This is a genomic window from Streptomyces sp. CMB-StM0423, assembly GCF_002847285.1.
Classification (GTDB): Bacteria; Actinomycetota; Actinomycetes; order Streptomycetales; family Streptomycetaceae; genus Streptomyces.
The window spans coordinates 1,056,437-1,078,188 of the sequence record NZ_CP025407.1 but is presented as its reverse complement, the minus strand read 5'-3'; the positions used below and the strand labels follow the sequence as shown (position 1 = coordinate 1,078,188).

General features: G+C 73.1%; 13 protein-coding genes and 1 pseudogene. 8 read left to right on the top strand and 6 right to left on the bottom strand.

Annotated elements, in window-relative coordinates; genetic code table 11:
- The first annotated feature begins 13 nt into the window (after positions 1-13).
- Together CXR04_RS04530 and CXR04_RS04525 are read left to right on the top strand one after the other, a co-directional pair.
- Complete coding sequence (locus tag CXR04_RS04530) at positions 14-4,330, top strand: HAMP domain-containing protein (RefSeq protein ID WP_101420604.1); 4,317 nt, start codon at positions 14-16, stop codon at positions 4,328-4,330.
- Positions 4,327-5,013: pseudogene (locus CXR04_RS04525) on the top strand (response regulator); the annotation flags it as partial. The gene CXR04_RS04530 and the pseudogene CXR04_RS04525, both read left to right, overlap by 4 nt.
- A gap of 148 nt (positions 5,014-5,161) precedes the next feature.
- Here CXR04_RS04525 and CXR04_RS04520 read toward each other — a convergent pair.
- The 6 genes from CXR04_RS04520 to CXR04_RS04495 all read right to left on the bottom strand — a co-directional run bounded on the left by CXR04_RS04520 (position 5,162) and on the right by CXR04_RS04495 (position 13,787).
- The gene (locus CXR04_RS04520) at positions 5,162-6,211 is read right to left on the bottom strand and encodes a hypothetical protein (protein WP_234380059.1); all 1,050 of its coding nucleotides are present in this window, start codon (positions 6,209-6,211) and stop codon (positions 5,162-5,164) included.
- 112 nt (positions 6,212-6,323) lie between these two features.
- Positions 6,324-8,132, bottom strand: a complete 1,809-nt coding sequence (locus tag CXR04_RS04515; RefSeq protein WP_101420601.1) for a hypothetical protein — start codon at positions 8,130-8,132, stop codon at positions 6,324-6,326.
- Positions 8,133-8,175: 43 nt separating this feature from the next.
- A complete protein-coding gene (locus tag CXR04_RS04510) occupies positions 8,176-9,165 on the bottom strand; it encodes a hypothetical protein (RefSeq protein WP_101420600.1) in 990 nt (329 codons plus the stop codon).
- Positions 9,162-11,672, bottom strand: a complete 2,511-nt coding sequence (locus CXR04_RS04505) for an Hsp70 family protein (RefSeq protein ID WP_101420599.1) — start codon at positions 11,670-11,672, stop codon at positions 9,162-9,164. Before CXR04_RS04505 ends, CXR04_RS04510 begins: the two co-directional genes overlap by 4 nt.
- A 45-nt stretch (positions 11,673-11,717) precedes the next feature.
- Positions 11,718-12,266, bottom strand: coding sequence for a hypothetical protein (locus CXR04_RS04500; RefSeq protein ID WP_234380058.1), 549 nt, complete (start codon positions 12,264-12,266; stop codon positions 11,718-11,720).
- Positions 12,267-12,320: 54 nt separating this feature from the next.
- On the bottom strand, positions 12,321-13,787 hold the full coding sequence (locus CXR04_RS04495; RefSeq protein ID WP_101420597.1) for an Hsp70 family protein: 1,467 nt from the start codon (positions 13,785-13,787) through the stop codon (positions 12,321-12,323).
- Between the two features lie 155 nt (positions 13,788-13,942).
- Here CXR04_RS04495 and CXR04_RS04490 point away from each other — a divergent pair, with 155 nt between their 5' ends.
- Genes CXR04_RS04490 through CXR04_RS04465 form a run of 6 tightly spaced genes read left to right on the top strand, consistent with a single transcriptional unit; the run spans position 13,943 to position 21,750 of the window.
- Complete coding sequence (locus tag CXR04_RS04490; protein WP_101420596.1) at positions 13,943-15,898, top strand: AAA family ATPase; 1,956 nt, start codon at positions 13,943-13,945, stop codon at positions 15,896-15,898.
- Positions 15,891-17,108: a serine/threonine-protein kinase gene (locus CXR04_RS04485; protein ID WP_101420595.1), complete on the top strand. Its 1,218-nt coding sequence runs from the start codon at positions 15,891-15,893 to the stop codon at positions 17,106-17,108. The genes CXR04_RS04490 and CXR04_RS04485 overlap by 8 nt, the downstream gene beginning before the upstream one ends.
- Positions 17,105-18,361: a hypothetical protein gene (locus tag CXR04_RS04480; RefSeq protein ID WP_101420594.1), complete on the top strand. Its 1,257-nt coding sequence runs from the start codon at positions 17,105-17,107 to the stop codon at positions 18,359-18,361. Before CXR04_RS04485 ends, CXR04_RS04480 begins: the two co-directional genes overlap by 4 nt.
- Positions 18,358-18,666 carry a hypothetical protein gene (locus tag CXR04_RS04475; RefSeq protein ID WP_101420593.1) on the top strand — a complete coding sequence of 103 codons (309 nt, stop codon included), beginning with the start codon at positions 18,358-18,360 and terminating at the stop codon, positions 18,664-18,666. The genes CXR04_RS04480 and CXR04_RS04475 overlap by 4 nt, the downstream gene beginning before the upstream one ends.
- Positions 18,650-19,204: a hypothetical protein gene (locus CXR04_RS04470; RefSeq protein ID WP_101420592.1), complete on the top strand. Its 555-nt coding sequence runs from the start codon at positions 18,650-18,652 to the stop codon at positions 19,202-19,204. Before CXR04_RS04475 ends, CXR04_RS04470 begins: the two co-directional genes overlap by 17 nt.
- The gene (locus tag CXR04_RS04465; protein ID WP_101420591.1) at positions 19,201-21,750 is read left to right on the top strand and encodes an Hsp70 family protein; all 2,550 of its coding nucleotides are present in this window, start codon (positions 19,201-19,203) and stop codon (positions 21,748-21,750) included. The genes CXR04_RS04470 and CXR04_RS04465 overlap by 4 nt, the downstream gene beginning before the upstream one ends.
- The last annotated feature ends 2 nt before the right edge of the window (positions 21,751-21,752 follow it).

Below are 21,752 nucleotides of genomic sequence, written 5' to 3'. Positions count from 1 at the left end.
AGGGATGGGGCGTATGGAGGACCGTGAGAAGCAGTCGGCGGCCACCGCCGAGCTGCGACCGCTGCTGAGCGCGCTCAGGTCGCTGCGCGACGGCGACTTCTCGGCGCGGGTGCCGGAGGACGGCGAGGGCGTGCTGGGCGAGGTGGCCGAGGCGTTCAACCGGGTGGCCGTCCGCAACGAGCACCTGGCGTCCGAGGTGAGCCGGGTGCGGGGGGTGGTGGCACGGAAGGGCGTACTGGACGAGCGGATCTCCGCGAGCACCGGGCAGGGCGACTGGGCCCAGATCGTGCACGACGCGAACGACCTGCTCGACGCCCTGGCCGTGCCGATGACGCACGCCACCCGGGTGCTGGAGGCGGTGGCCGAGGGGGACCTGAACCAGCACATGGAGCTACGGGTCGGTACCCGCCAGCTCCACGGCGACCTGCGCAGCCTCGGGGTCGGGCTCAACCGCGTGGTGGACCACCTGTCCACCTTCACCGGCGAGGTGATGCGGGTGGCGCACGAGGTGGGCACCGAGGGCCGGCTCGGCGGCCGCGCCAGCGTGCGCGGGCTGTCCGGCTCGTGGCGCGCGGTGACCGAGGCGGTCAACACCATGGCCTCCCGGCTGACCCAGCAGGTGCGCGACATCGCCGCCGTGACCACCGCGGTGGCCAGCGGCGACCTGACCCGCAAGGTGACGGTGGAGACCGCGGGTGAGCTGCTGGAGCTGAAGCTCACGGTGAACACCATGGTGGACCAGTTGTCGGCGTTCGCCGACGAGGTGACCCGCGTCGCCCGCGAGGTCGGCACCGACGGCATGCTCGGCGGTCAGGCGCACGTCAGGGACGTGTCGGGGGTGTGGAAGGACCTGACGAACAACGTCAACCTGATGGCGTCCAACCTGACCTCCCAGGTCCGCAACATCGCCCAGGTGACCACGGCGGTGGTGCGCGGCGACCTCAGCCAGAAGATCACGGCGGACGCCCGCGGCGAGATCCGCCAGCTCATGAGCACGGTGAACGCGATGGTGGACCAGTTGTCCGCGTTCGCCGACGAGGTCACGCGCGTGGCCCGCGAGGTCGGCACCGACGGCATGCTCGGCGGCCAGGCGCAGGTGAAGAACGTGTCGGGGGTGTGGAAGGACCTGACGGACAACGTCAACTTCATGGCGTCGAACCTGACGTCGCAGGTGCGGAACATCGCCCAGGTCGCCACCGCGGTCGCGAACGGCGACCTGTCGAAGAAGATCGACGTCGACGCGCGCGGCGAGATCCTCGAACTCAAGACGACCCTCAACACCATGGTGGATCAGTTGTCGGCCTTCTCCTCCGAGGTGACCCGCGTGGCCCGCGAAGTCGGCACCGACGGGAACCTCGGTGGCCAGGCGCAGGTCAGGGACGTGTCGGGGGTGTGGAAGGACCTGACGGACAACGTCAACTTCATGGCGTCGAATCTGACGTCGCAGGTGCGGAACATCGCCCTGGTGACGACCGCGGTCGCGAACGGCGACCTGTCGAAGAAGATCGACGTCGACGCGCGCGGCGAGATCCTGGAACTCAAGACCACCGTGAACAGCATGGTGCAGCAGTTGCGCGACTTCGCGGACGAGGTCACCCGGGTGGCCCGCGAGGTCGGCACGGAGGGGAAGCTGGGCGGGCGGGCCCAGGTGCACGGGGTGTCGGGGGTGTGGAAGGACCTGACGGACAACGTCAACTTCATGGCGTCGAATCTGACGTCGCAGGTGCGGAACATCGCCCAGGTCGCCACCGCGGTCGCGAACGGCGACCTGTCGAAGAAGATCGACGTCGATGCCCGCGGGGAGATCCTCGAACTCAAGACGACCCTCAACACCATGGTGGACACGCTGTCGTCGTTCTCCTCCGAGGTGACCCGCGTGGCGCGCGAGGTGGGCAGCGAGGGCCGCCTAGGCGGTCAGGCGCGCGTCGAGGGCGTGTCCGGCAACTGGAAGCGGCTGACGAGGAGCGTCAACGAACTGGCCCTGAACCTCACCACGCAGGTGCGCGCCATCGGCGAGGTGGCCAGTTCGGTCGCCAAGGGCGACATGTCGCGCTCCATCACCGTGGAGGCGCAGGGCGAGGTCGCCGACCTGAAGAACAACGTCAACCGCATGGTGTCCAACCTGCGCGAGACCACCCGCACCAAGGACTGGCTGGAGTCCAACCTGACCCGCATCGCGGGACTGATGCAGGGCCACCGCGACATGGTGGAGGTCGCCGACCTGATCCTGCGCGAGCTGGCACCGCTGGTCAACGCGCACTCCGAGCTGTTCTTCCGGGTCGACTCCGCGGCCGCGGACAGCGAGGGCCTGGAGCTCATCGCGGACTACGGGGTCGGCGGCCGGGGGCGGGAGGACCTCCAGTCGGAGTCCCCGATCCGCGGGCTGATCGCCCAGGCCGTACAGCAGAAGAAGCGGATCCTGATCGAGGACGCCCCGCAGCACTACGTGACCGTCGAGTCCGGCCTGGGCTCGGCCCCGGCCTCCAGCATCCTCATCCTGCCGATCCTGTTCGAGGACCGGCTGCTGGGCGTGATCGAGCTGGCGTCGTTCAGCAAGTTCAACGAGATCCAACTGACGTTCGTCGACCAGTTCGCGCACACCATCGGCGTCTCGTTCAACACCATCCTCGCCAACGCCCGCACCGAGGCGCTGCTGTCGCAGTCGCAGCGGCTGACCTCCGAGCTGCGCACCCGCTCCGAGGAACTGCAGCGGTCCAACGCGGAGCTGGAGGAGAAGGCGTCGCTGCTGGCCACGTCGTCCCAGTACAAGTCGGACTTCCTGGCGAACATGTCGCACGAGCTGCGCACCCCGCTGAACTCCCTGCTGATTCTGGCCCAGTTGCTCGCCGACAACGCCGACGGGCGGCTGTCCGACCAGGAGGTGGAGTTCGCGGGCACCATCTACCAGGCGGGCTCCGACCTGCTCCAGCTCATCAACGACATCCTGGACCTGTCCAAGGTGGAGGCGGGCCGGATCGACGTACGCCCGCAGCGCATCCCGCTCGCCAAACTGCTCGACTACGTACGCGCCACGTTCCGGCCGCTGACGGTCGACCGGGGGCTGGGATTCGAGGTGACCGTCGGCGACGACGTGCCGGCCGAGCTCCACACCGACCAGCAGCGCATCCAGCAGGTGCTGCGCAACCTCCTGTCCAACGCGGTGAAGTTCACCAGTAGGGGCGGGGTGGAGCTGCGGGTGGAGCGGGTCCCGGCGGAGGAGTTCGCGGAGGACACGCTGCGCGACGCGGAGACGGTGCTCGCGTTCTCCGTGAAGGACACCGGCATCGGCATCCCGGCGGAGAAGCTGGACGTGGTCTTCGAGGCGTTCCAGCAGTCCGACGGCACCACCAACCGCAAGTACGGCGGCACCGGGCTCGGCCTGTCCATCAGCCGGGAGATCGCCGGCCTCCTCGGCGGGCGGATCGACGCGGAGAGCGAGGAGGGCGTGGGCTCGCGGTTCACCCTGTACGTACCGGCACAACTGCCCGGCAAGGCGCTCGCGGCCGCCTCGGGGAGCGCGACGCCGGCCCTCGAACCGGCGGAGCCGCGCCGGCCGGGGAAGCGGCAGACGGGCGCGGACCGCCGCGAACCGCGGGACGGCCGGGGCGAAAGGCCGGGCGGCCCTGGCGAGACGCAGCCGGCGGCGCCCGCGGTCCGCGCCCCCGCCGCCGGCGCGGAGGGCGAAGCGGCCCGTACCACGGCGCGGACACCGGGGCCGGAAGCGGCGGGCGCCGAGGCGGTGGCTCCCGAAGCGGCGGGTACGGAAGCCCCCGCGGACCGCGAACGGGTGGACACCTGGCCCGAGACGACGCGGCTGAGGCAGTGGCTCAGCGGCCGACCCGGCCGGGTGCTCACCGGACGGCACGTGCTCATCGTGGACGACGACATCCGCAACGTGTTCGCCCTGACGCACATGCTGGGCCGGGTCGGGATCTCCGTGAAGTACGCCGAGAACGGCCGCGAGGGCTTCGACGTCCTGGACCGCTCCCCGGAGATCTCGCTGGTGCTGATGGACATCATGATGCCGGAGGTCGACGGCTACGAGGTGATCAGGACCATCCGCGCCACGCCGCGCCTGGCAGGGGTGCCGATCATCGCCCTCACCGCCAAGGCCATGCCGGGCGACCGGGAGAAGGCCATTGAGGCCGGTGCGGACGGCTACGTCCCGAAGCCGGTCAACGTCGACCGGCTGCTGACGGCGATCTACGAGCAACTGGAGTCGCACGACCGGCGGGCGGGCGGCGGCCGGGCCCGGGACGGCGGCCCTGCCGGCGATTCGGCCGGCGACTCGCGGGGCGACGACCCGACGGCACCGGGACGGGCCGCATGACGACCGCCGCCTCCCCGCCCACACCGCCGCCCGCGCCGGACCCGGCCAGCATCCTCATCGTCGACGACATGGAGGAGAACCTGGTCGCGCTGGCCGCGGTGCTCGGTCCGCTCGGCCAGCGCGTGGTGTTCGCCCACTCCGGCGAGGAGGCCCTGAAGGCGATGCTGCGCCAGCAGTTCGCCGTCGTCCTGCTCGACATACTGATGCCGGGGATGGACGGCTTCGAGACCGCCGCGAACATCAAGCGCATCGACCAGACCAAGGACGTCCCGATCATCCTGCTCACCGGGCAGGGCATCGACCCCGACTACGCCTACCGCGGCTACGCGGTGGGCGCCGCCGACTTCCTCGCCAAGCCCATCGAGCCCTGGATCCTGCGCACCAAGGTCAACGTCTTCCTGGAGCTGCACCGCAAGAACCGGCAACTCGCCGTGCAGGCAGACCAGTTGCAGCGGCTGCTGCTCGCCGAGCAGGGCGGCGACGCGGGGTTCGGGGAACGGCTCAGCGACGTCACCTGGCGGCTGGTGCAGGTCGAGTCGCTGCTGCGGGAGAGGGCGACTCCCACCGGGCCCGCCCTCGCCGACCAGGTCAGGAGCCTGGAGGCGTCGGTACGCAACCTCACCCGGCACGGCGGCACGGACACCCGCGAAGGCGCCGCACCGGATCCGGGCGGACAGCCCCCGGGTGCCGCGCCGTCACCGGACCCCGACGCCGGCCGCGACCGTACCGAAGAGGACGACGGGACCGCCCGGCAGGAGCGGCCATGACGGCGGGCCGGGGGACGGGTGTCACGTACCCGGGCCCTTCCGTACGGCGGCAGGCCGCTGGGCGCTAAGCCGCCGGGCGGTAGCGGGAGAAGAACGGCACCGCCTTGGCCACCTGGACCCGGGTGTCCTCCCGCGCGTCCGCGAAGCCCCGCACCTCGTTCTCCCCGTCCACGTACGCCCACGGAAGCTCCCGTACGTCCGTGCCGATCAGCTCGAACTGCCGCAGCGCCTCCTCCCAGCGCCCGCAGCGGGTCAGCGCCAGGGCCAGGTGGTTGCGGACGCCGGCGGCCGCCGGGTCGCCCGGCTCGTAGCCGGCGCTGACCTCCAGCGTGCGGTCCACGGCCGCGTGCACCCGCTGCCGGGGCACCGGGCCGCGGCCGAGGGGGTGTTCGGTGAGGTACTCGGTCACCGCTTCCACCGGCAGCGCGGCCAGCAGCCGTCCCGGCCGGGCCCGGGCCGCCGCGGTCTCCGCGAAGTCGAACATCTCCTCGTGCGAGCCGTACCACTTGGCGCAGAGGAACTGCAGGGCGTTGGCGTGGCAGCGGTAGTTGTCGGGGTCGGTGTCCATGACGTTCAGCAGCAGCCGGTCGAAGACCGCGCGGGGGGCCTGCGCGCCGCGGGCGTGCTGCAGGGCGACGCGCCAGGGCACCGGGTCACCGGGGTTGAGCTCCGCCGCCCTGGCGATGACCGGGGTGGCCTCCTCCAGGATCCGGAAGAACTCGGCGAACCGCTCGCGGGAGACGTGCTTGGCCCGCGCGGCGGTCCGCGCCTCCCAGGCGCGGCAGATCTGCAGGTCCGCCGAGACCAGGGCGGCATCCGGGTCGTCCCCCTCCTTCTCCAGCCAGACCTCCAGCCACCGGGGCCGCGCCAGGGCGACGTCGGCGAGTTCGCCCACGCACGTGTCCCGCCGCTCCCACGCCCGGCGCCGGCGGGTGTCGGCGAGCAGTTCGCGCGCCGGGCCGTGATCGCCCTCCCACGCCGCGGCCAGCACCGGCCGCAGTACGGGATCGGGGCGGCCGAGGCTCAGTTGGGTCACCGGCGGCAGCGAGGCGCCCACGGAGCGCAGGTGGCGGAGCACGCGGGGAAAGGCAAGCACCATGGGGAGACGCGACATGCACATATGACCGCGCGGATACGGTCAGGGTTGTCCGTGACAGGTCACGGCTGCACAACGCTCGGGGCCGGTGGCCTTGGCACGGTCCCCCGCCGGTGAAGCGGGGGTCCGTTCACCATCGGTCGCGGAGTTGCGACAGGTAATGGGCCTGCTTCTCCGGCGGCATCCGCCGGATGATCTGCTGGATGGACGGGGGGAGGTCGTCCAGCCGGTGGTCCGCATACGTGGCGAGGGACGCGACGCTGTTCCTCATGATGAGCGCGCGCGTCTTCCGCTTCCTGGCCACTCCGTGCGCGACGGACAGGAGCCGCCTGCTCTCCTCCGGGGACGTCCCGACCGGGTCGAGCGCCAGGGCGCAGTTGTTGAGCAGGATCGCCGTCTGGTCGGCGAGCCTGGCCGCGGGCCGCCGGACCTTGCGGACCCTGCACTCGGCCAGCTTGTCGGTGTGCGGCACCACATGGCTCTCGATCTCCGCGGCGGCGCGGCCCGGCCGGTTGTCGCGCAGCAGCCGCTGGGCGCGCTCCAGGCCGGACACGGCGAGCCTGAACGCGTCGGAGTACGGGGCGATGCGGGCGTGCCTGGCGGCCTGGCGGCGGTTCTTCCTGACGAGCTTGCGGGTCCTGCGGGTCTCCGCCAGCTCCAGCGCCTGGTCGAGGAAGTCGGCACGCGTGCGCACGGCGGAGGGCGAGCTGTCGCCGGCGAGCGCCAGGGCGCAGTTGTTGAGCAGGATCGCGGCTCCGTCGGTGAACTTGGCCGCGTTGTCCCGCGCCTCCTTGTCGTCGCTCGTACGAAGCTCGGCGAGCAGCGGCAGGACCTCCTTCTGCAGCGCCGCCGCTGCCTGCCAGGGCTGGTCCTCCTCCAGGAGCGTGTGCGCCCTGTCCATGGCCGGCAGGAGCGCCAGGTACTCCACATGCGCCCGGTTGTCCGCGACGAGTTCGCGCGTCTCCTCCGTCTCGGCCAGTTCGATGGCCAGGTCGAGCAGCCGGGCCGCTTCCGCCGCGGGCAGCGGTGTGCCGCCGTCGGTCGAGACGGCGCAGTTGTTGAGCAGCAGGGCCGTGCGTTCCCTCACCTTGGCGATGGAGCGCCGTACGCCCTCGCTGTCGAAGGCGCACAGGCCGTCCAGCCGCGGCAGGACCTCCCGCTCGACGATCGAGGCCGCGGCCGCGGGGTTCTCGGTGTGCAGGTCGCGGGCGCGCTCCAGCGCGGTCCTCACGGCCTCCAGCACCGGCTCCACCCGGCCCTCGACCGCCTGGCCGAGCAGGTTTCCCCCGGCCCACGACCAGGCGCCGAAGAGGGCGGTCACCCGGTGCGGTGCGCTGCCCCCGGTGGCGAGCTCGGCCATGGGGGCGACCAGGGTGCGGCGCACCTCGCCTTCGAGGACGGGCACGGCCGCGGGGCCGATCCTGACGTCGTCGAGCGCGGTGATGCGGTGCGTCACGTGGCCCCAGAAGCCCGGGTGTGCGAGCGCGCGCTGCCAGCCCGCGGCGGCGGCCCCCCAGCTCGGCTCGCCCGCGGGAGGCGCCGCACGGCCGCCCAGCTCCTCGTCCAGGGCCCAGGCGTGGGCCCGTACCGCGGAGTCGTGCGCCTCGTGCAGCGCGGGGTCGCAGCCGCAGGCGCCGTCCGGGGCGTCCCAGATCCAGAACAGCTCGTCGACTATCCGGCGCTGGGGATGGTCGAGGACGTCGAACACCGCACCGTACTGCTCCGCGCTCCGCCGGCCGGGCACGGGAAGCTCGCCCGCGGCGGGGATGTCCACCCCGGCGCGTACGGCCGTGTTGATCTGCTGCCTGCACCGGCGGATCGCCTGGCGCGTCGCGGTGGTCGGGAGGCCGGTCAGCCTGAACGCGTTGCGCTGGTAGAGCTCCGGGCCGGTGAGCTCACGCAGGCGCTCCATGGCCACCGGTGCGGTGCCGCTCTGCAAGGCAACCTCCTTGGGCTGCTGGGTCGACGGCGCGTGCGCCGTGTCACGAGGCGGTGCGGGGGGTGAGGACGACCGTGACGGTGCGGTTCTGCGCGTCGGTCCCGTACGGGGCGTCCCGCTGCTCGGCGCTGGCGATGGAGAAGGCCGTGAGCGGCCGGCCGCTGGCGTCGCTGAGCGCGCGGGCGGCGACCATGGCCCGCCACACGGAGGTGTCGGAACCGCCGCTCGCGGGCGCCTCGCTGACGTCGGCGATGTGGCCGAGCACCTCGATGCGCAGGTCCTCCCGCCCGCCGAGGACCTTGCCGAGCCGCGCCAGATCCGCGGCCCCGGCGTCCGTCAGCTCCGCCGCCCGGGAGAACAGGCCCTGCTCGAAGACCACTTCGACCGAGTCCTCGTGCCGCACCGTCCGGATCCCGGGCGTACGGACCGCATCCGCCAGGGCGTCGAGCGCCTCCTCCCGGCGGGCGTCGGCGGCGGCCGCGGTGCGCTCCCGCTCCGCGGTCAGCTCCTGCCGTGCGTCCTTCTCCGCGCGCTGCTCCGCCCCGGCCACCGACGCCGAGACGTCGGCCGGCCGGTCCCCGGAGTCGTCGGCAGAGTCCCCGGGGAGCACCCAGGCCGCCGCCGTGACCGCTCCGGCGCACAGGACGACGGCCGCGGCGGGCAGGAGCCGGTGGCGCCTGCGGTCGAACGCGGCCATCGGACCCGTCCGGCGGAACCGCCGGATCCGGTCCAGTCCCGCCGTGGCGGACGGGTCGTCCGGATGGCCGTCGAGCAGGTGCCGCCAGCAGCGCTCCGCTTCGTCCCACTCGCCGCGCTGGGCGTGGATACGGGCCCGCAGGTCCGCCACCTCCCGGTGGCCGGTGACCGCCGGGTCGTCGTTCCGGGCCAGCTCCCGCAGCGCCGCGTCCAGATCGCCGGCCCGGGCCGCCGCGGCGGCCCTGGCCACGGTCAGCTCGACCCGCAGCGCCGTGTCGCCGGCCGGCTCCGGCCGGGACCCGGGAAGCGGCTGCCGGGCAGGTTCCGTCGATGTCACCGGAGCCCCCCGGGGTCGCGGAGCCCTCCGCCTGGGGGTTCCTGCCGTTTATCAGCGTGCTCCTCCTTGGCGTGCGCGGGCAGCATCGCGTAGAGCCGCCTGTTCACGTCTGCCAGCGCGAACCGGTCCTTCGCGGCATAGGCGCGCGCTCCCTCGGCGAGCGCGGCATCCGCCTCGGCACGCGGCGTCATCATGCCGCGGCTGTTCGACAGCTCCTCGAAGAACCTGTAATCCAACTGGCCGGTGCTGTTGAGGATCTCCAGGTACAGCTCCCGCGCCCGCTTCAGCAGCCGCTCCAGCTCGGCGACGCGGTGGCTGCCGTCCTGCATGGCCCGGTTCACCAGGCCGCGCAGCCGCTCCAGCTCCTGCCGCTCGGCCGCGCCGCCGCCGCGCCGGAGCAGTCCTTCGCACTCCTTGAGCGCGTCTCCCAGCTCCAGCATCAGCCGCGGGACCTCGATGGCCTCCCGCTCGACATCGTCGAGCTGCGCGTGCAGTTTCCGCAGGCGCTGCTCGCACTCCAGCGCCGTGCCCGGGTCGGTGCGCGCGTTGTCGACCTGCTTGCGGAGCCGCCCCATGTCGTCGGCGATCTCCCGGAGGACGGCGTCGGCGCCCGAGGACCCGGACTCCCGGGCCCGTACCCCGAGTTCGGCTACCCGCTGCTCCAGCCGGTGCAGGCCGGCCACCAGTTCCCCGTGCTCCGGCTGGGCGCCCTGGAGCCGCACGTCGGCCTCGAACTCCGTGTCCATCGTCTCGACGATGGCCTTGGCCTGTCCGATGGTTTTGACCTCGTAGGTCACCTCGACCTCGCTGCCCTCCGGGAGGTCGTACCGCAGGTCGCCGCGGCGGAACGAGACCTCGCCGACCTCCTTGTTGTTCTTGGCGTCGGGCTCCTCGCCCTCCAGGAGGGGGATGCGGATGACCGCGTCGGGATCCGTACGGGTCAGGGCGATGGTCGTGCGGTACTTGCTGCTGCCGTGGACCGGCAGGGTCGCCCCCTTCCGCACGATCGGGCCGTAGGTGCCGTCGTACTTGCCGATGCCGAGCGAGTGCGTGAGGACGGGACCCGCCGGCAGGGTGCGGGTGTGGGTCAGCGACAGCGTGTCCGGCGTGAGCTTCTGGCGGACTCCGGCGGCGTCGGTCAGCTCCACGGTGAAGCGGGTCGTGGTCTCCGCCCCGATGGCGACGGTGGTGTAGAAGCCGCCGTTCGCGTCCAGGGTGACCTGCGGGCTCTGGAAGTTCCCTCCCGGGCTGTGCAGGGAGACGCTGTACCGGGTCCAGTCCACCGGGTCGGCGCTGTGCAGCTTGCCGGCGACGGGGATCCCGGTGGTGTCCAGCGACTGCGGTTCGTAGATCAGCTCGGCGGTGAACGTGCCGGCGGTGGGGCGCTGCGGCGGTGCCGGGAGGCGTACGCTGCCCGCGAAGATCGCCGCGCCGCGGGCGACCACGGTGGTGGGGTCCTGGCTGTGGTCGATGCTGATGCCGAGGCCCTCGCGCGGGTCGGCCAGCAGCTCGCGCAGTCCGGGGGAGAGCGTGGCGCCGCCGACGAGGAGCAGTTGGTCGATGTGGTCGGGCCGCAGCGAGCCCTGGGCCAGCGCCTCCCGGCAGAGCTTGACGGCCTGGGCGTAGAAGGGGAGGGCGAGGTCGTCCAGGGCGCCGCGGGTCAGGGTGTACGAGAACGTCTCCTCGCCGCCGTCGGTCCTGAGGTCGACGAACAGCTCGGTCTCCCCGGCCCGGGACAGCTCGATCTTGGCCGCCTCCGCGGCCGCCTTCAGCTTGGCGAAGTTCGTCCGCCACTGCTCGTTGCCGCGGGCGAAGTCCCGCAGCCCGAACTCGCGTACGACGGCGGGCGCGAGCAACTCCTCGACGATGGCCCAGTCGATGTTCTTGCCGCCCAGGTGCGGGTCGCCGGCATGCTGCAGCAGTTGCAGCTCCCCGTCCCGCTTGCTCATCACCGCCGCGTCGAAGGTGCCTCCGCCCAGGTCGAAGACCATCCAGTACGCGGACTCCGCGGCGTTGTCCACGCCGTAGGCGAGCGCGGCGGCGTTCGGCTCGTGGATGAGCGGGCACTCCTCGCCGAGCCCGGCCAGCGCCGCCGCCTTGCCGGTGGCGTTGGACTGGTTCAGCGCGAACGACGCGGGAACGGTGATCACGGCCGCGGTCGGCGGCTCGCCCACGTCGTGGGCGGCGTCCCGGCGCAGCGACTTCAGCACCTCGGCGGAGAGCTGCTCGGGCGTCAGGGAGACGCCCGCCCGGCGGAAGGCGAACGCGGCGTCCTCAAGGCCCATCTGGAGCTTGAACTCGGCGCACGCGTCGTCCGGATCGGCCTCCACCCGCTCGCGGGCCCGCCGGCCGACGTGGATCATCCCCGGCTTGGGCATCCAGACCGCGGACGGCGTGTAGTCCCAGTTCTCGTTGTTCTTGATGATCCGGGATCTGCCGTTCGCGAAGACCGCGATCTCACTGTTCGTGGTCCCGAGGTCGATTCCGAAGTCGATGGTTTCACGCATCTGGTCTCCCTGCCGGTCCGGCGGCCGGCGGCGCATGCGAGTCAGTCAGTGACGAGGCGGCCTGCCCACGACGACCTCGCCCATCTGGATGCGGTCGCCGCGGAAGTGGATCGTGGGCTTGAAGGTTTCGAGGACGACCTCGCGGGTGAGCGACGGGTCGTCCTCGAAGGAGAGGACCTTCAGCGGAAGACCGGGATCGTAGTCCTCCCCGTCGTGGTCCTTGATCTTGAGCTCGATGCCGTCCTGCAGCGCCTCGCGCGCCGTCCGCACGCTCTTGCTGATCTGCCTGGAGGTCTTCTGCGGCACGGCGTCCTGCTGGTCCAGCTTGCGCTGCGCCTTCCACACCCCGGTGGCCGCCTCCGCGAGCCGGCCGGTGTCGAACTCCGCCGCGGGGTCCGGTGCGGCGGCGGCCTCGCGGGCGGCGGTTCTGGCGGCGGCGAGATCGGCGAGCGCGGCGTCGAGCGACGTCAGGTGGGAGGCGACCTGCTCACGCTGGTCCGCGTCCAGCCGTTCCGGGGCGACGCGGAACTCCCGCGGATGCTTCCACTGCCGCCACCAGTCGGCCACGCGATCCCGCGATAGGCGCTGCTGCACGATCCTCACCCACTCGTGTCGGCTGAAGGGGCCCGTCGGTCGGTCGGGGCATGACTATGGCAGGGCCGGTCCGGGACCGGTCCCAAGGGGCGCCGGTCTCCGGCTCTTCCCACCGGCGTCCCCGGTCAGCGCGCCGTGGAGCTCCCCCAGCCGGTCCCGGAGCCGGCGCAGCAGGGCGAGGGCACGGGTGCGGGAGCGGGGAGAGGTGTGCCATCCGGCCGCGCCGCCGCGGCGGAGGCCGTCGTCGAGCCGGCCGACGGTCTCCCGCAACAGGGCCACCGCGGTGCGGAGCCGGCCGGGCGCGCCGGTCCCGGCCTGGTCGAGCAGGCTCGTGCAGCGGCCGAGCGCGGCCCGGGTCTCGCGCAGCAGGCCCGCGATCTCGTCCCGGGCGGGAGCCGGCGAAGCCGCGGGCAGGGGTACGGTGCCGGCGCGGAGGGCGGCGCCGCGGACGACCACGGTGGTGGGGTCCTGGCTGTGGTCGACCCGGATGCCGAGGCCCTCGCGCGGATCGGCCAGCACCTCGCGCACCCCGGGGGCGAGGGTGGCGCCGCCGGCGAGCAGCAGCCGGTCGATGTCCTCGGGGCGCAGCGAGTGCTCGGCCAGCAGGTGCCGGCAGAGCTTGACGGCCTGGGCGTAGAAGGGGAGGGCGAGGTCGTCCAGGGCGCCGCGGGTCAGGGTGTACGAGAACATCTCCTCGCGGCCGTCGACCTTGAGGTCGACGAAGAGCTCCGTCTCCCCGGCTCGCGACAACTCGATCCTGGCTTCCTCCGCGGCCCAGGTGAGCACGGCGAGGTTCCGCCGCGACCGCCCCTTCGCGAGGGCGGAGTCCGGCAGCGCGAGATCGCGTACGACGGCGGGCATGAGCAGTTCGTCGACGATGGCATGGTCGATGTTCCTGCCGCCCAGGTGCGGGGCGGCCACGTGCCCCAGCAGCCGGGGCTCCCCGCCCGCCTCCGCGACCAGGGCGGCGGTGAAGCCGCTGCCGCCCAGGCTGAACACGATCCGGTGGCCGCTGCGCGGGGCGGTGCCGTCCGCACCGTAGGCGAGTGCGACCGCGACCGGCTCGGGGAGCAGGGGGCAGGTCTCACCGAGCCCGGCCAGCGCCGCCGCCCTGCGGGTGGCGTCGTGCTGCTCCGGCGTGAACGACGCGGGGACGCTGATCACGGCCGCGGCCGGCGGCTCTCCCCGTTCGTGGGCGGCGTCCCGGCACAGCGACTTGAGCACTTCGGCGGCCAGTTGCTCGGCGGTGCGGGTGACGTCTGCCCGGTGGAAGCGGTACGCGTCGCCCGCCGTGCCCAGCTTGAGCACGAACCCGGTGTACGCGTCCTCCGGCGCCGCCTTCAACCGCTGGCGGGCCACGCTGCCGACGAGGACGCTTCCCGGACGCGGCATGGACACCGCGGACGGCGTCCGGTCCCGGCCCTCGCTGTTCCTCAGGACGCGGGCACCGCCGTCCTCGGCCACGGCGATGGCGCTGCCGGTGTCGCCTAACTCGATCCCGATATCGATGGTTTCGCGCATCCCACCCGCCCTGACTCGTTTGGTGCTCCGACCGGACTACCGGGTCCGCTTCGGGAAGGGTCCCGAGATGGCGTAGGTATAACTAGGTGTAGCTAGATATAACACTGTCGGGGGGGCTGATCGGGCCGTACGGGCGAGGCGCTTCACTCGGGTAAGTGCTCTGGGAAGGCGTGGCGTTGGAGAACCTGGGGATCGACCGGCTGGATCCGGCGCTGCTGGCGGCGGCCGACGGCCTCGCCGGTGCCGTCGCCGCGGCCGTCGAGACCGGTGCCGCCCGGGTCGAGCCGTCCCACCTGGTGATCACGCTCGCCCGGTTGCCGGGAAGCGAAGCCGCGCGGCTCTTCGACCGGAGCGGGATCCCCGTGGAGGCGTTCGTCGAGGCGCTGCGCGCGAAGAGCCCGCCCCGCACCGGCCTGCCGCCGACGGCGCTGACCGCGGGGACCGCCGCCCCGGCGACCCGGGAACTCCTCGCCGCGCTGCCGGCCGGGGCCGGCGAGCGGCACCTGCTGGCCGCCGCCCTCGCCCGCCTGGAGCCCGCCGCCGCCGAACTGCTCGTCGAGTACGGCCGGGTGGACCTCGACCGTGCGATCGGCGAGCTGTGTGCGGAACCGGCCGCGCCGCGCGAGGTGTTCGGCGACGACGGCCGGCTGCTGCCCGACCGCTTCAGCCCGGGAACTCGGCGGGTGCTGACCGAACTGGCCGGACTGGCCGCGCGGGGCGGCGGGGCGGAGGCCGCCCCGCTGCCCACCACGCTCCTGCTGCGGGCCATGGCCGCCGTGCCCAACGGCCTGGTCGAGCAGGGGTGCGGCTTCCTGGGCCACGACGTACGCGCGCTGCGCACGCAGCTCGTGTCCCTCACCGGCAACGGCGCCCCTCCCTCCGGCGCGCCCGGCCCGTCCGGCGCCCGGGTGGCGCTGTCCCGCGAGGGCGTCCACGAACCGCTCGCGCGCACGCTGGAGAAGGCCGCCGCGGTCACCGCGCAGCGCCGCGGCGAACTGATCGCCGAACGCGACCTGCTCGCCGCGCTGCTCGACACCCCCGTCGGGCTGGCCGCGGGGTTCCTGCGCGGCACCCGTATCGACATCACCCGGCTGCGCCGCTTCGCCGACACCCTCTACCAGGAGCACGTGCCGCAGGAGCCGGATGCGGACTCCCGGGCGGACATGCCGCCCCTGCACGAATCGCTCGCCTGGATGCACGAGCGCCTCGTCGGGCGGGAGTCGGTCATCGAGCGCCTCACCCCGTCCCTCGAAATGATCACCCGGTCGCTCAGACGCGGCCTGCGGCTCCAGGACCGGCCCCTGGCCAGGTTCCTGTTCTGCGGCCGGAGCGGCACCGGCAAGACCCTGGCCGCCCGCGTGCTCGCCAAGGTCGTGTACGGGTCGGAGGACGACGTGCTCTTCTTCGAGATGGGCCAGTTCAACACCAAGGAGTCGATGAACAACTTCATCGGCGCCGCGCCCGGCTACGTCGGCTTCGGCGAGGGCAAGCTCACCAACGGACTCCGCGACAACCCCCGCCGGGTGCTGCTCTTCGACGAGGTCGAGAAGGCGGACGGCAGGGTGCTCGACGCGCTCCTGCGGCTGCTGGACGAGGGGCAGATCAGCGACCCGGCGGGACCCGTGCGCGACGCCCGGGACTCGGTCATCGTGCTCACCTCGAACCTCGGCAGCACCGGCCCGGCGGGCGGCCCGGAGCCGTACGGCGCGGGCGAAGGCCCTGACGACGCCGCCCACATGCGGCGGATCATGGAGGGGTTCTTCCGGCCCGAGTTCCTCAACCGGATCGACGAGGTGATCCTCTTCGAGGCGTTCCGGCAGGACCAGCTCGAAGCCATCGCGCTCGGCGGGCTGCGCCGCCAGGCCGCCCAGGTGGGGACCCAGCTCGGCGTCGAGCTGTACTGGCAGCAGGACGTGCCGGCGCGGATCGCGGAACTGGCGGTCACCCGGCGCGGCCAGGAGGCCGCCCGCGGCGTGAACCGCTACATCGACGGCGTCTTCCCCCCGCTGCTGCGGCTGCTGGACGAGGCCGACGCCCGCGGCGAGTCCGTCGAACGGGCGCGGATCGTGGTGGACGGCGAGCGGCTGTCGGTGGTGAACGCCGGTGGCTGAGCTGCTCGACGGTCGCTACCTGCTGCACGAGAAGCTCGGCCGGGGCATGTTCGGCACGGTCCACCGGGCCGAACTCCGCGTGCTCGGGCACACGCTCCGGCAGGTGGGCGTCAAGCTCTTCCACGCCGAGCGGGCGGTACCGGTGCCCGAACTGCTCGGCGAGGCACTGCAGTTGATCGAGGTGGTGGAGAAGTGCCCGGATCCGGTGGTCCGCGACCGCTTCCTCACCTGCCACGACGCCGGCGTCGAGGGCGGCGCCACCGGACGGCCGTACATGGTGACGGAGCTGGCCAGGGGCGACCTGGCCTGGCGGCTGCGCGGCGGCCAGCTCCCGGTCGAGACCGTGCGCGACTACGCCCGCCAGCTCTGCCAGGGGCTCGCCTTCCTGCACGGGCGGGGCGTCGTCCACCTGGACCTGAAACCGGGCAACATCCTCGTCTCGGCGTCGGGATCGCTGAAGATCGGCGACTTCGGGCTCGCCCGCCGCGTCAGCTCGCTGCTGCGCCGCGCGCCCGCCGCCACCGGAACGGTGTGGTACGTACCGGCCGAGGTGCTGCAGTTGCAGGAGGCGGGCCCCGAGGCCGACGTCTACGCGCTCGGCCTCATCTGCTACCAGATGCTCACCGGCCGCCTCCCGCACCAGGACCAGCTCCGCGCCGCCGCACCGGACGAGGTCACCGCCCCCGACACCGACACCCTCGTACGGCTGAAGCTGCGCGACGCGGAGCCGCCGGGCACCCGCAACCCGGAGGTGCGGGACCACCCCTTCGAGGCGGTCGTCATGCGTGCGCTCAGCCCGCTGGCCACCGACCGGTACCCGGACGCCGGCGCCCTCCTGCGCGCGCTGGACGCTCCGGCCGGGGCGCCCCCGCCCCGTACCCCGACGCCGAGGCAGCGGCTGGAGACGCTGACGGAACACCTCCGCGGGGCGCTGCGGCGCGGCGACCTCGACCTCGCGGACGAACTGCGCCGGGAGGCGCTCGACCTCAACCGGGCGCTGCCGGATACCGCGATGGTCCCCGAGGTCTACGCCCTCGCGACCGAGGCGGCGCTGCGCCGTGACGACGGCGGCGGGGCCCGCGCGCTGGCGATGGAGGGTCTGGGCAGGCGCCGGTGCCCGGAGACCTTCCGGGCGATGGCGGCGGCCTTCGCCGGCACCGAGCTGGGACGCGGCTTCGCCCGCCGGAGCGGGGAGGGGGCCGGCGGATGACGGCGGGGCCCGAGCTGGAGCGGCTGGCCGGCGAACTGGAGCGGTTGCAGGAGGAGTTGTCCGGGCTGGTCACCGCCGCGGCGCCCACGTCCGCGTCGGCGTACGAGGCGCTGTGGCAGGACGGGGAGCTGCAGCCCTGGACGAGCGCGGCCGTCCGGCTCTGGGAGGAGGCGCCGGCGGCCGGGGCGGACGCCGAGGTCGTCCACCACCTCGCCATCGCGCACCACGCCCGCGCGTACGACCTGGAGGCGGCCGGCGACGACGCCGCTTTCGGCCATTTCGAGGAGGCCCTGCGACACTGGGCCTCGCTGCACGCGGACCCGGACTTCTGGCGACGGGCGCACGAGCGGCTCACCGGTGCCATGGGAGTCCCGGTGCCCGGCGAGGTCGTGGAGGAGGCACGTGCCCGGCTGCCGCGCAACCTGCTGGAGCCCCATCTGACCCTCGCCGCCCGGTTCCGGCTCACCGACCCGCGCCGCGCACGCGGGCACGTGCGGCTCGTGACCGGCTCCGGGTTCCCCGCCGCGATCGTGGCGGAGGCCCGCGCGGACCTGGTGCGCGACGTGCTCGGCGGCGTCCCCCGGGCCGTCGCCGAGGGCAGGTTCGCGGAGATGCTCGACACCCTGGAGACCTGGCTGCTCCTGGACCCGGAAGGCCACGACCTCCTGCGCGCCGTGCTCTTCACCGGCAGGAGCTGGATGGAGCGGCTGCGGGAGGAGTCGTACGCGACGCGGCGGATGGACGAATTGCTCGGCCGCGTGGACCGGCTCGTCCGGCCCGGACTCGCCTCCGCCGGCCCGCCCTCGGGAGAGCTGGCGAAGGAGCTGGCGCGGCACGAATTCCTGCTGGCGCTCCGGTCGTTCGGAGCACTCGGTACGGCCCCGCCGTCGCCGGACTCGCTGGGGTCGCGGGCCGAGGTGGAAGAGGCCGGGCGCGCCGCCGGGCGGGCGAGCCGGCACCTGGAGACGGCGCTGGAGCTGTACCCGGAGATGGCCGACGACCCCCGCTACGCGGAGGTCGGGGAGCTGTGGAACACCGTGCTGCCGCGGTACCGGGCGTGGCTGAGCGCGCTGTCGGCGCAGTTCCTGCTCACCGCCTCCGGCATCGGCGACCGGGAGCTGGCCGGAGCCCGTCGGCTCCTCGGCGAGGCGGCGGAGTACACGGCCGATCCGGAGCTGGAGAGTTTCGTCCGCTCGCTCGAGAACCTGCTCTCGATCCGGGGACCCCAGCCGACCAGGGGAGATGAGGCATGACCGACAATCCGTGGGCATGGCGCGACGGGTACAACCCCTATCGCGCCACCCCGTTCCAGGTACTCGCGCTCAGCCCGGAGGTGAGCGGGCGGGCGGAGATCCGCAACCACATCAGGAAGCGGCGGCAGCGCATCGAGCGCCGCGCCGACCGCTACCCCCTCTTCGGCCGCACCCTGCGGGTCGCCGAGGTGAACGCCGCGGAGGAGCGCATCAAGGACCCGGCGGCGCGCCTCCTCGCCGAGCTGTGCACGCACCGGCCCGAGCGGCCGGCGGAGCGGGAGCGGGCCGATGACGCAGCCCGCTGACCCCATGCGCATCGACGAGCAGGAGCGCCTCCTCGCCGCCCGGCCCGAGCCCCCGCAGGGCGTCGTGTGGCGGCTGCTGCGGGAGCGGGCACAGGCCGCCGACGCGGCCGTGGCGGACACCCACCGGCAGGTCGGCGAGCACAAGAACGTGTTCGAGCACTTCGCGCGGGACGTCGCCAACGCGCTGCACGGGCTGCACGGCGTCACCCCGGCGAATGCGGCCGACGCGCTGCCGTCCCTCACGGCCAAGCTGGCGAAGGCCCTGGAGGGATCGGGCGCGCGTTTCCTCGACCCGGCGGGCGAGCCCTACGAGGACGTCGAGATGTGGGCCGACGTGGTGGGTTCCGAGCAGCAGGCGGGCCTGGAGCGGGCGGTGGTGGCCGAGACGCTGCAGCCGGGACTGCTGATGGCCGACGGAAAGCTGGCCCAGCGGGCGCGCGTGTACCTGGCCGTCCCCGAACGGCAGGACGAGCGGCAGGACTTGCAGGGCGAGCGGACAGAACAGGAAGAGCAGGAGAGGGAGGGGGAGCAGGAGTGAGCCTCACCATCGGGATCGACCTCGGCACCACGAACAGCCTCGTCGCCGTGCCCGCCGACGCGGACATCCCGGGCAAGCAGGAGCTGATCAGGACCGGGCGGCTGAAGCCGGTCGGCGGCGCGCTGATCGTCACCGACGCGTACCAGGCGCCCCTCATCCCGTCGGTGGTGTGGCTGGAGGAGGACGGCACGCCGGTCGTCGGCAGCCTGGCCAAGAGCAAGGTCAAGTACGACGGGCAGCCGCCGCCCGCGATGTTCTTCAAGCGCACGATGGGCACCGACCAGCGGGTGACCGCGGGCCACGCCTCCCTGACGCCGCAGCAGGCGTCCACGCACGTGCTGCGCCGGCTCAAGGACCTCGCGGAGGAGGTCCTTCAGGTCCCGGTGGACCAGGCGGTCGTCACCGTGCCCGCGTACTTCGAGATGCGGGCGAAGAACGAGACGGTGCAGGCCGGCCTCGACGCCGGCCTGGCGAAGGTGGAGACCCTCATCGAGCCGTTCGCGGCCGCCCTGATGTCCACCCACGGGCAGCAGCCGGACGGGCCGCGGACCTTCCTCGTGTACGACCTGGGCGGCGGGACGTTCGACGTGTCCGTCGTGACCTGGAGCCCGGAGGCCGGTTTCGAGCACCTCGCCTTCGAGGGCGACCGCTACCTGGGCGGGTACGAGTTCGACAAGGCCGTCGTGCGCTGGATGGCCGAGCAGCGGCCCGCGTACGACCTCCGGCTCGACCCGGAGGAACCGGAGGAGGCCAGGCTGCTCGCCCGGCTGCTGGTCCGGGTCGAGTCAGAGAAGCACTTCCTCTCCCGGGAGACGCAGACCGAGATCTACGTGGAGGGGGAGGCGGACCGCGCCGGCATCCCCATGACCATCAAGCTGCCCTTCTCCCGTGCCGAGTTCGAGGACCTGATCCGGCAGGACGTGCAGCGCACCTTCGACCACTGCGACGCCGCGCTGCAGCGGGCGGGCCTCGGCCCCGCGGACCTTGACGAGATCGTCCTGGTCGGCGGCTCGTCGCGGGTGCCGGTGATCAGCCGGCTGCTGCGGGAGAGGTTCGGCCGCGAGCCGCGGCTGATCGACCCCGACCTGTGCGTCGCGGTCGGCGCGGGCATCAAGGCCGGCGCCGCCGGCATCCGGCAGGGAGTCCTCGAAATCGACCAGGTGACGGCCACCCTGCCCGCGACCGACATCACCGGCCGGGTCCACCCGGGCGAGCGCATCCCCGCGGCGGGGGACCTGCACGTCCTGCTGCGCTCCGGAGACGGCGTCCAGAACCACCGGCAGGAGACCGACGCCGAGGGCAGGTTCGTCTTCGACGACGTCGCGCTGCACGACGGGGACAACGAGCTGACGGTCACGGTCGTCGCGGGCGGGAAGGAGATCGAGAGCCGGCAGATCACCGTCTCGCCCGGCCACGAGCCGCCGCCCACCGACGAGGGCGACGTGCTGGCGCACGACTTCTTCGTGGAGCTGGCGGAGGGCCCGTACCGGATCGCCGAGGCGGGGACCAAGCTGCCCCACCACACCGACTTCCTGCTGGAGACCGCGGGCCAGGGGGTGCTGCTGCGCGTCCGGCTGCACGAAGGGCTCATCCCCATCGGGCAGGTGGACGTCGACGGCCTGCCCAGCACGCTGCCCGCAGGCACCCCGCTGGAACTGGAGCTGGAGTTCCGGCCCGACTGGTCGATCGAGGCGGAGGTACGGATCCCCTCGGTGGGCGCGCAGGGCCGCGCGGTGATCTCCGTACCGCGGGAGCACGTGCCCTCCTGGGACGAACTCCAGCAGCAGTTCCTGGAGGTCAGGTCCGGCTGGCAGGAGCGGCGGGCGGTCGCCAGACCGGAGGACGCCATGCGGTACGGGCCACGGCTGGACGCGCTCCTCCAGGAGTGCACGGCGCTGCTCAACCAGCGCCAGGACCGGGCCAAGAGCCACCACAAGCTGCGCGAGGCCGAGACCCTGCTCGGCAACATCCGGCTCCCGGGCGCGGACCCGATGCACCCGCCGATGCCGGAGTTCGAGAACAAGCTGGTCGAGCTGGCCGCGCTCTGCGACGACCTGGCGCGTGTCGATGCCAGGGAGGCGCAGCAGCACCGGGAGAGCATCCCCGGGCTGCGCGCCGCCGGACTCGCGGCGTACCAGTCGGGCAACAGCATGGACTGGCACAGCATCAACCAGGCGGTCGAGGACCGGTGCGCGGCGGTACGCGCGAGGTTCCAGGCCGACCAGCCGCCCCCGAGCCCGGCGAACATCCAGCTCATGCTCTACCGGGAGCTGGAGGAGCTGGACCGCGCGCTCCAGGACATCGACCAGCTCACCGAGGGGCGTTACCGGGGCCGGACCGAGGAGTTCCGCGCCGAGGTGGCCGGGGTCGTCGCGGCGGTGGGCAGCGTCGGTACGGAGGACCCGCAGGCAGCCGGCCGCTTCGCGGGGATCTACCGCAGCCAACTGCAGCCGCTGGCCGCCCGGATCGAGCGCTGGATGGAAGAGATCAAGGTCGGCGAACCCGGAGTGATCTGGCCCCGGCTGCCCCAGGCCGGCGGGAGGTAGCC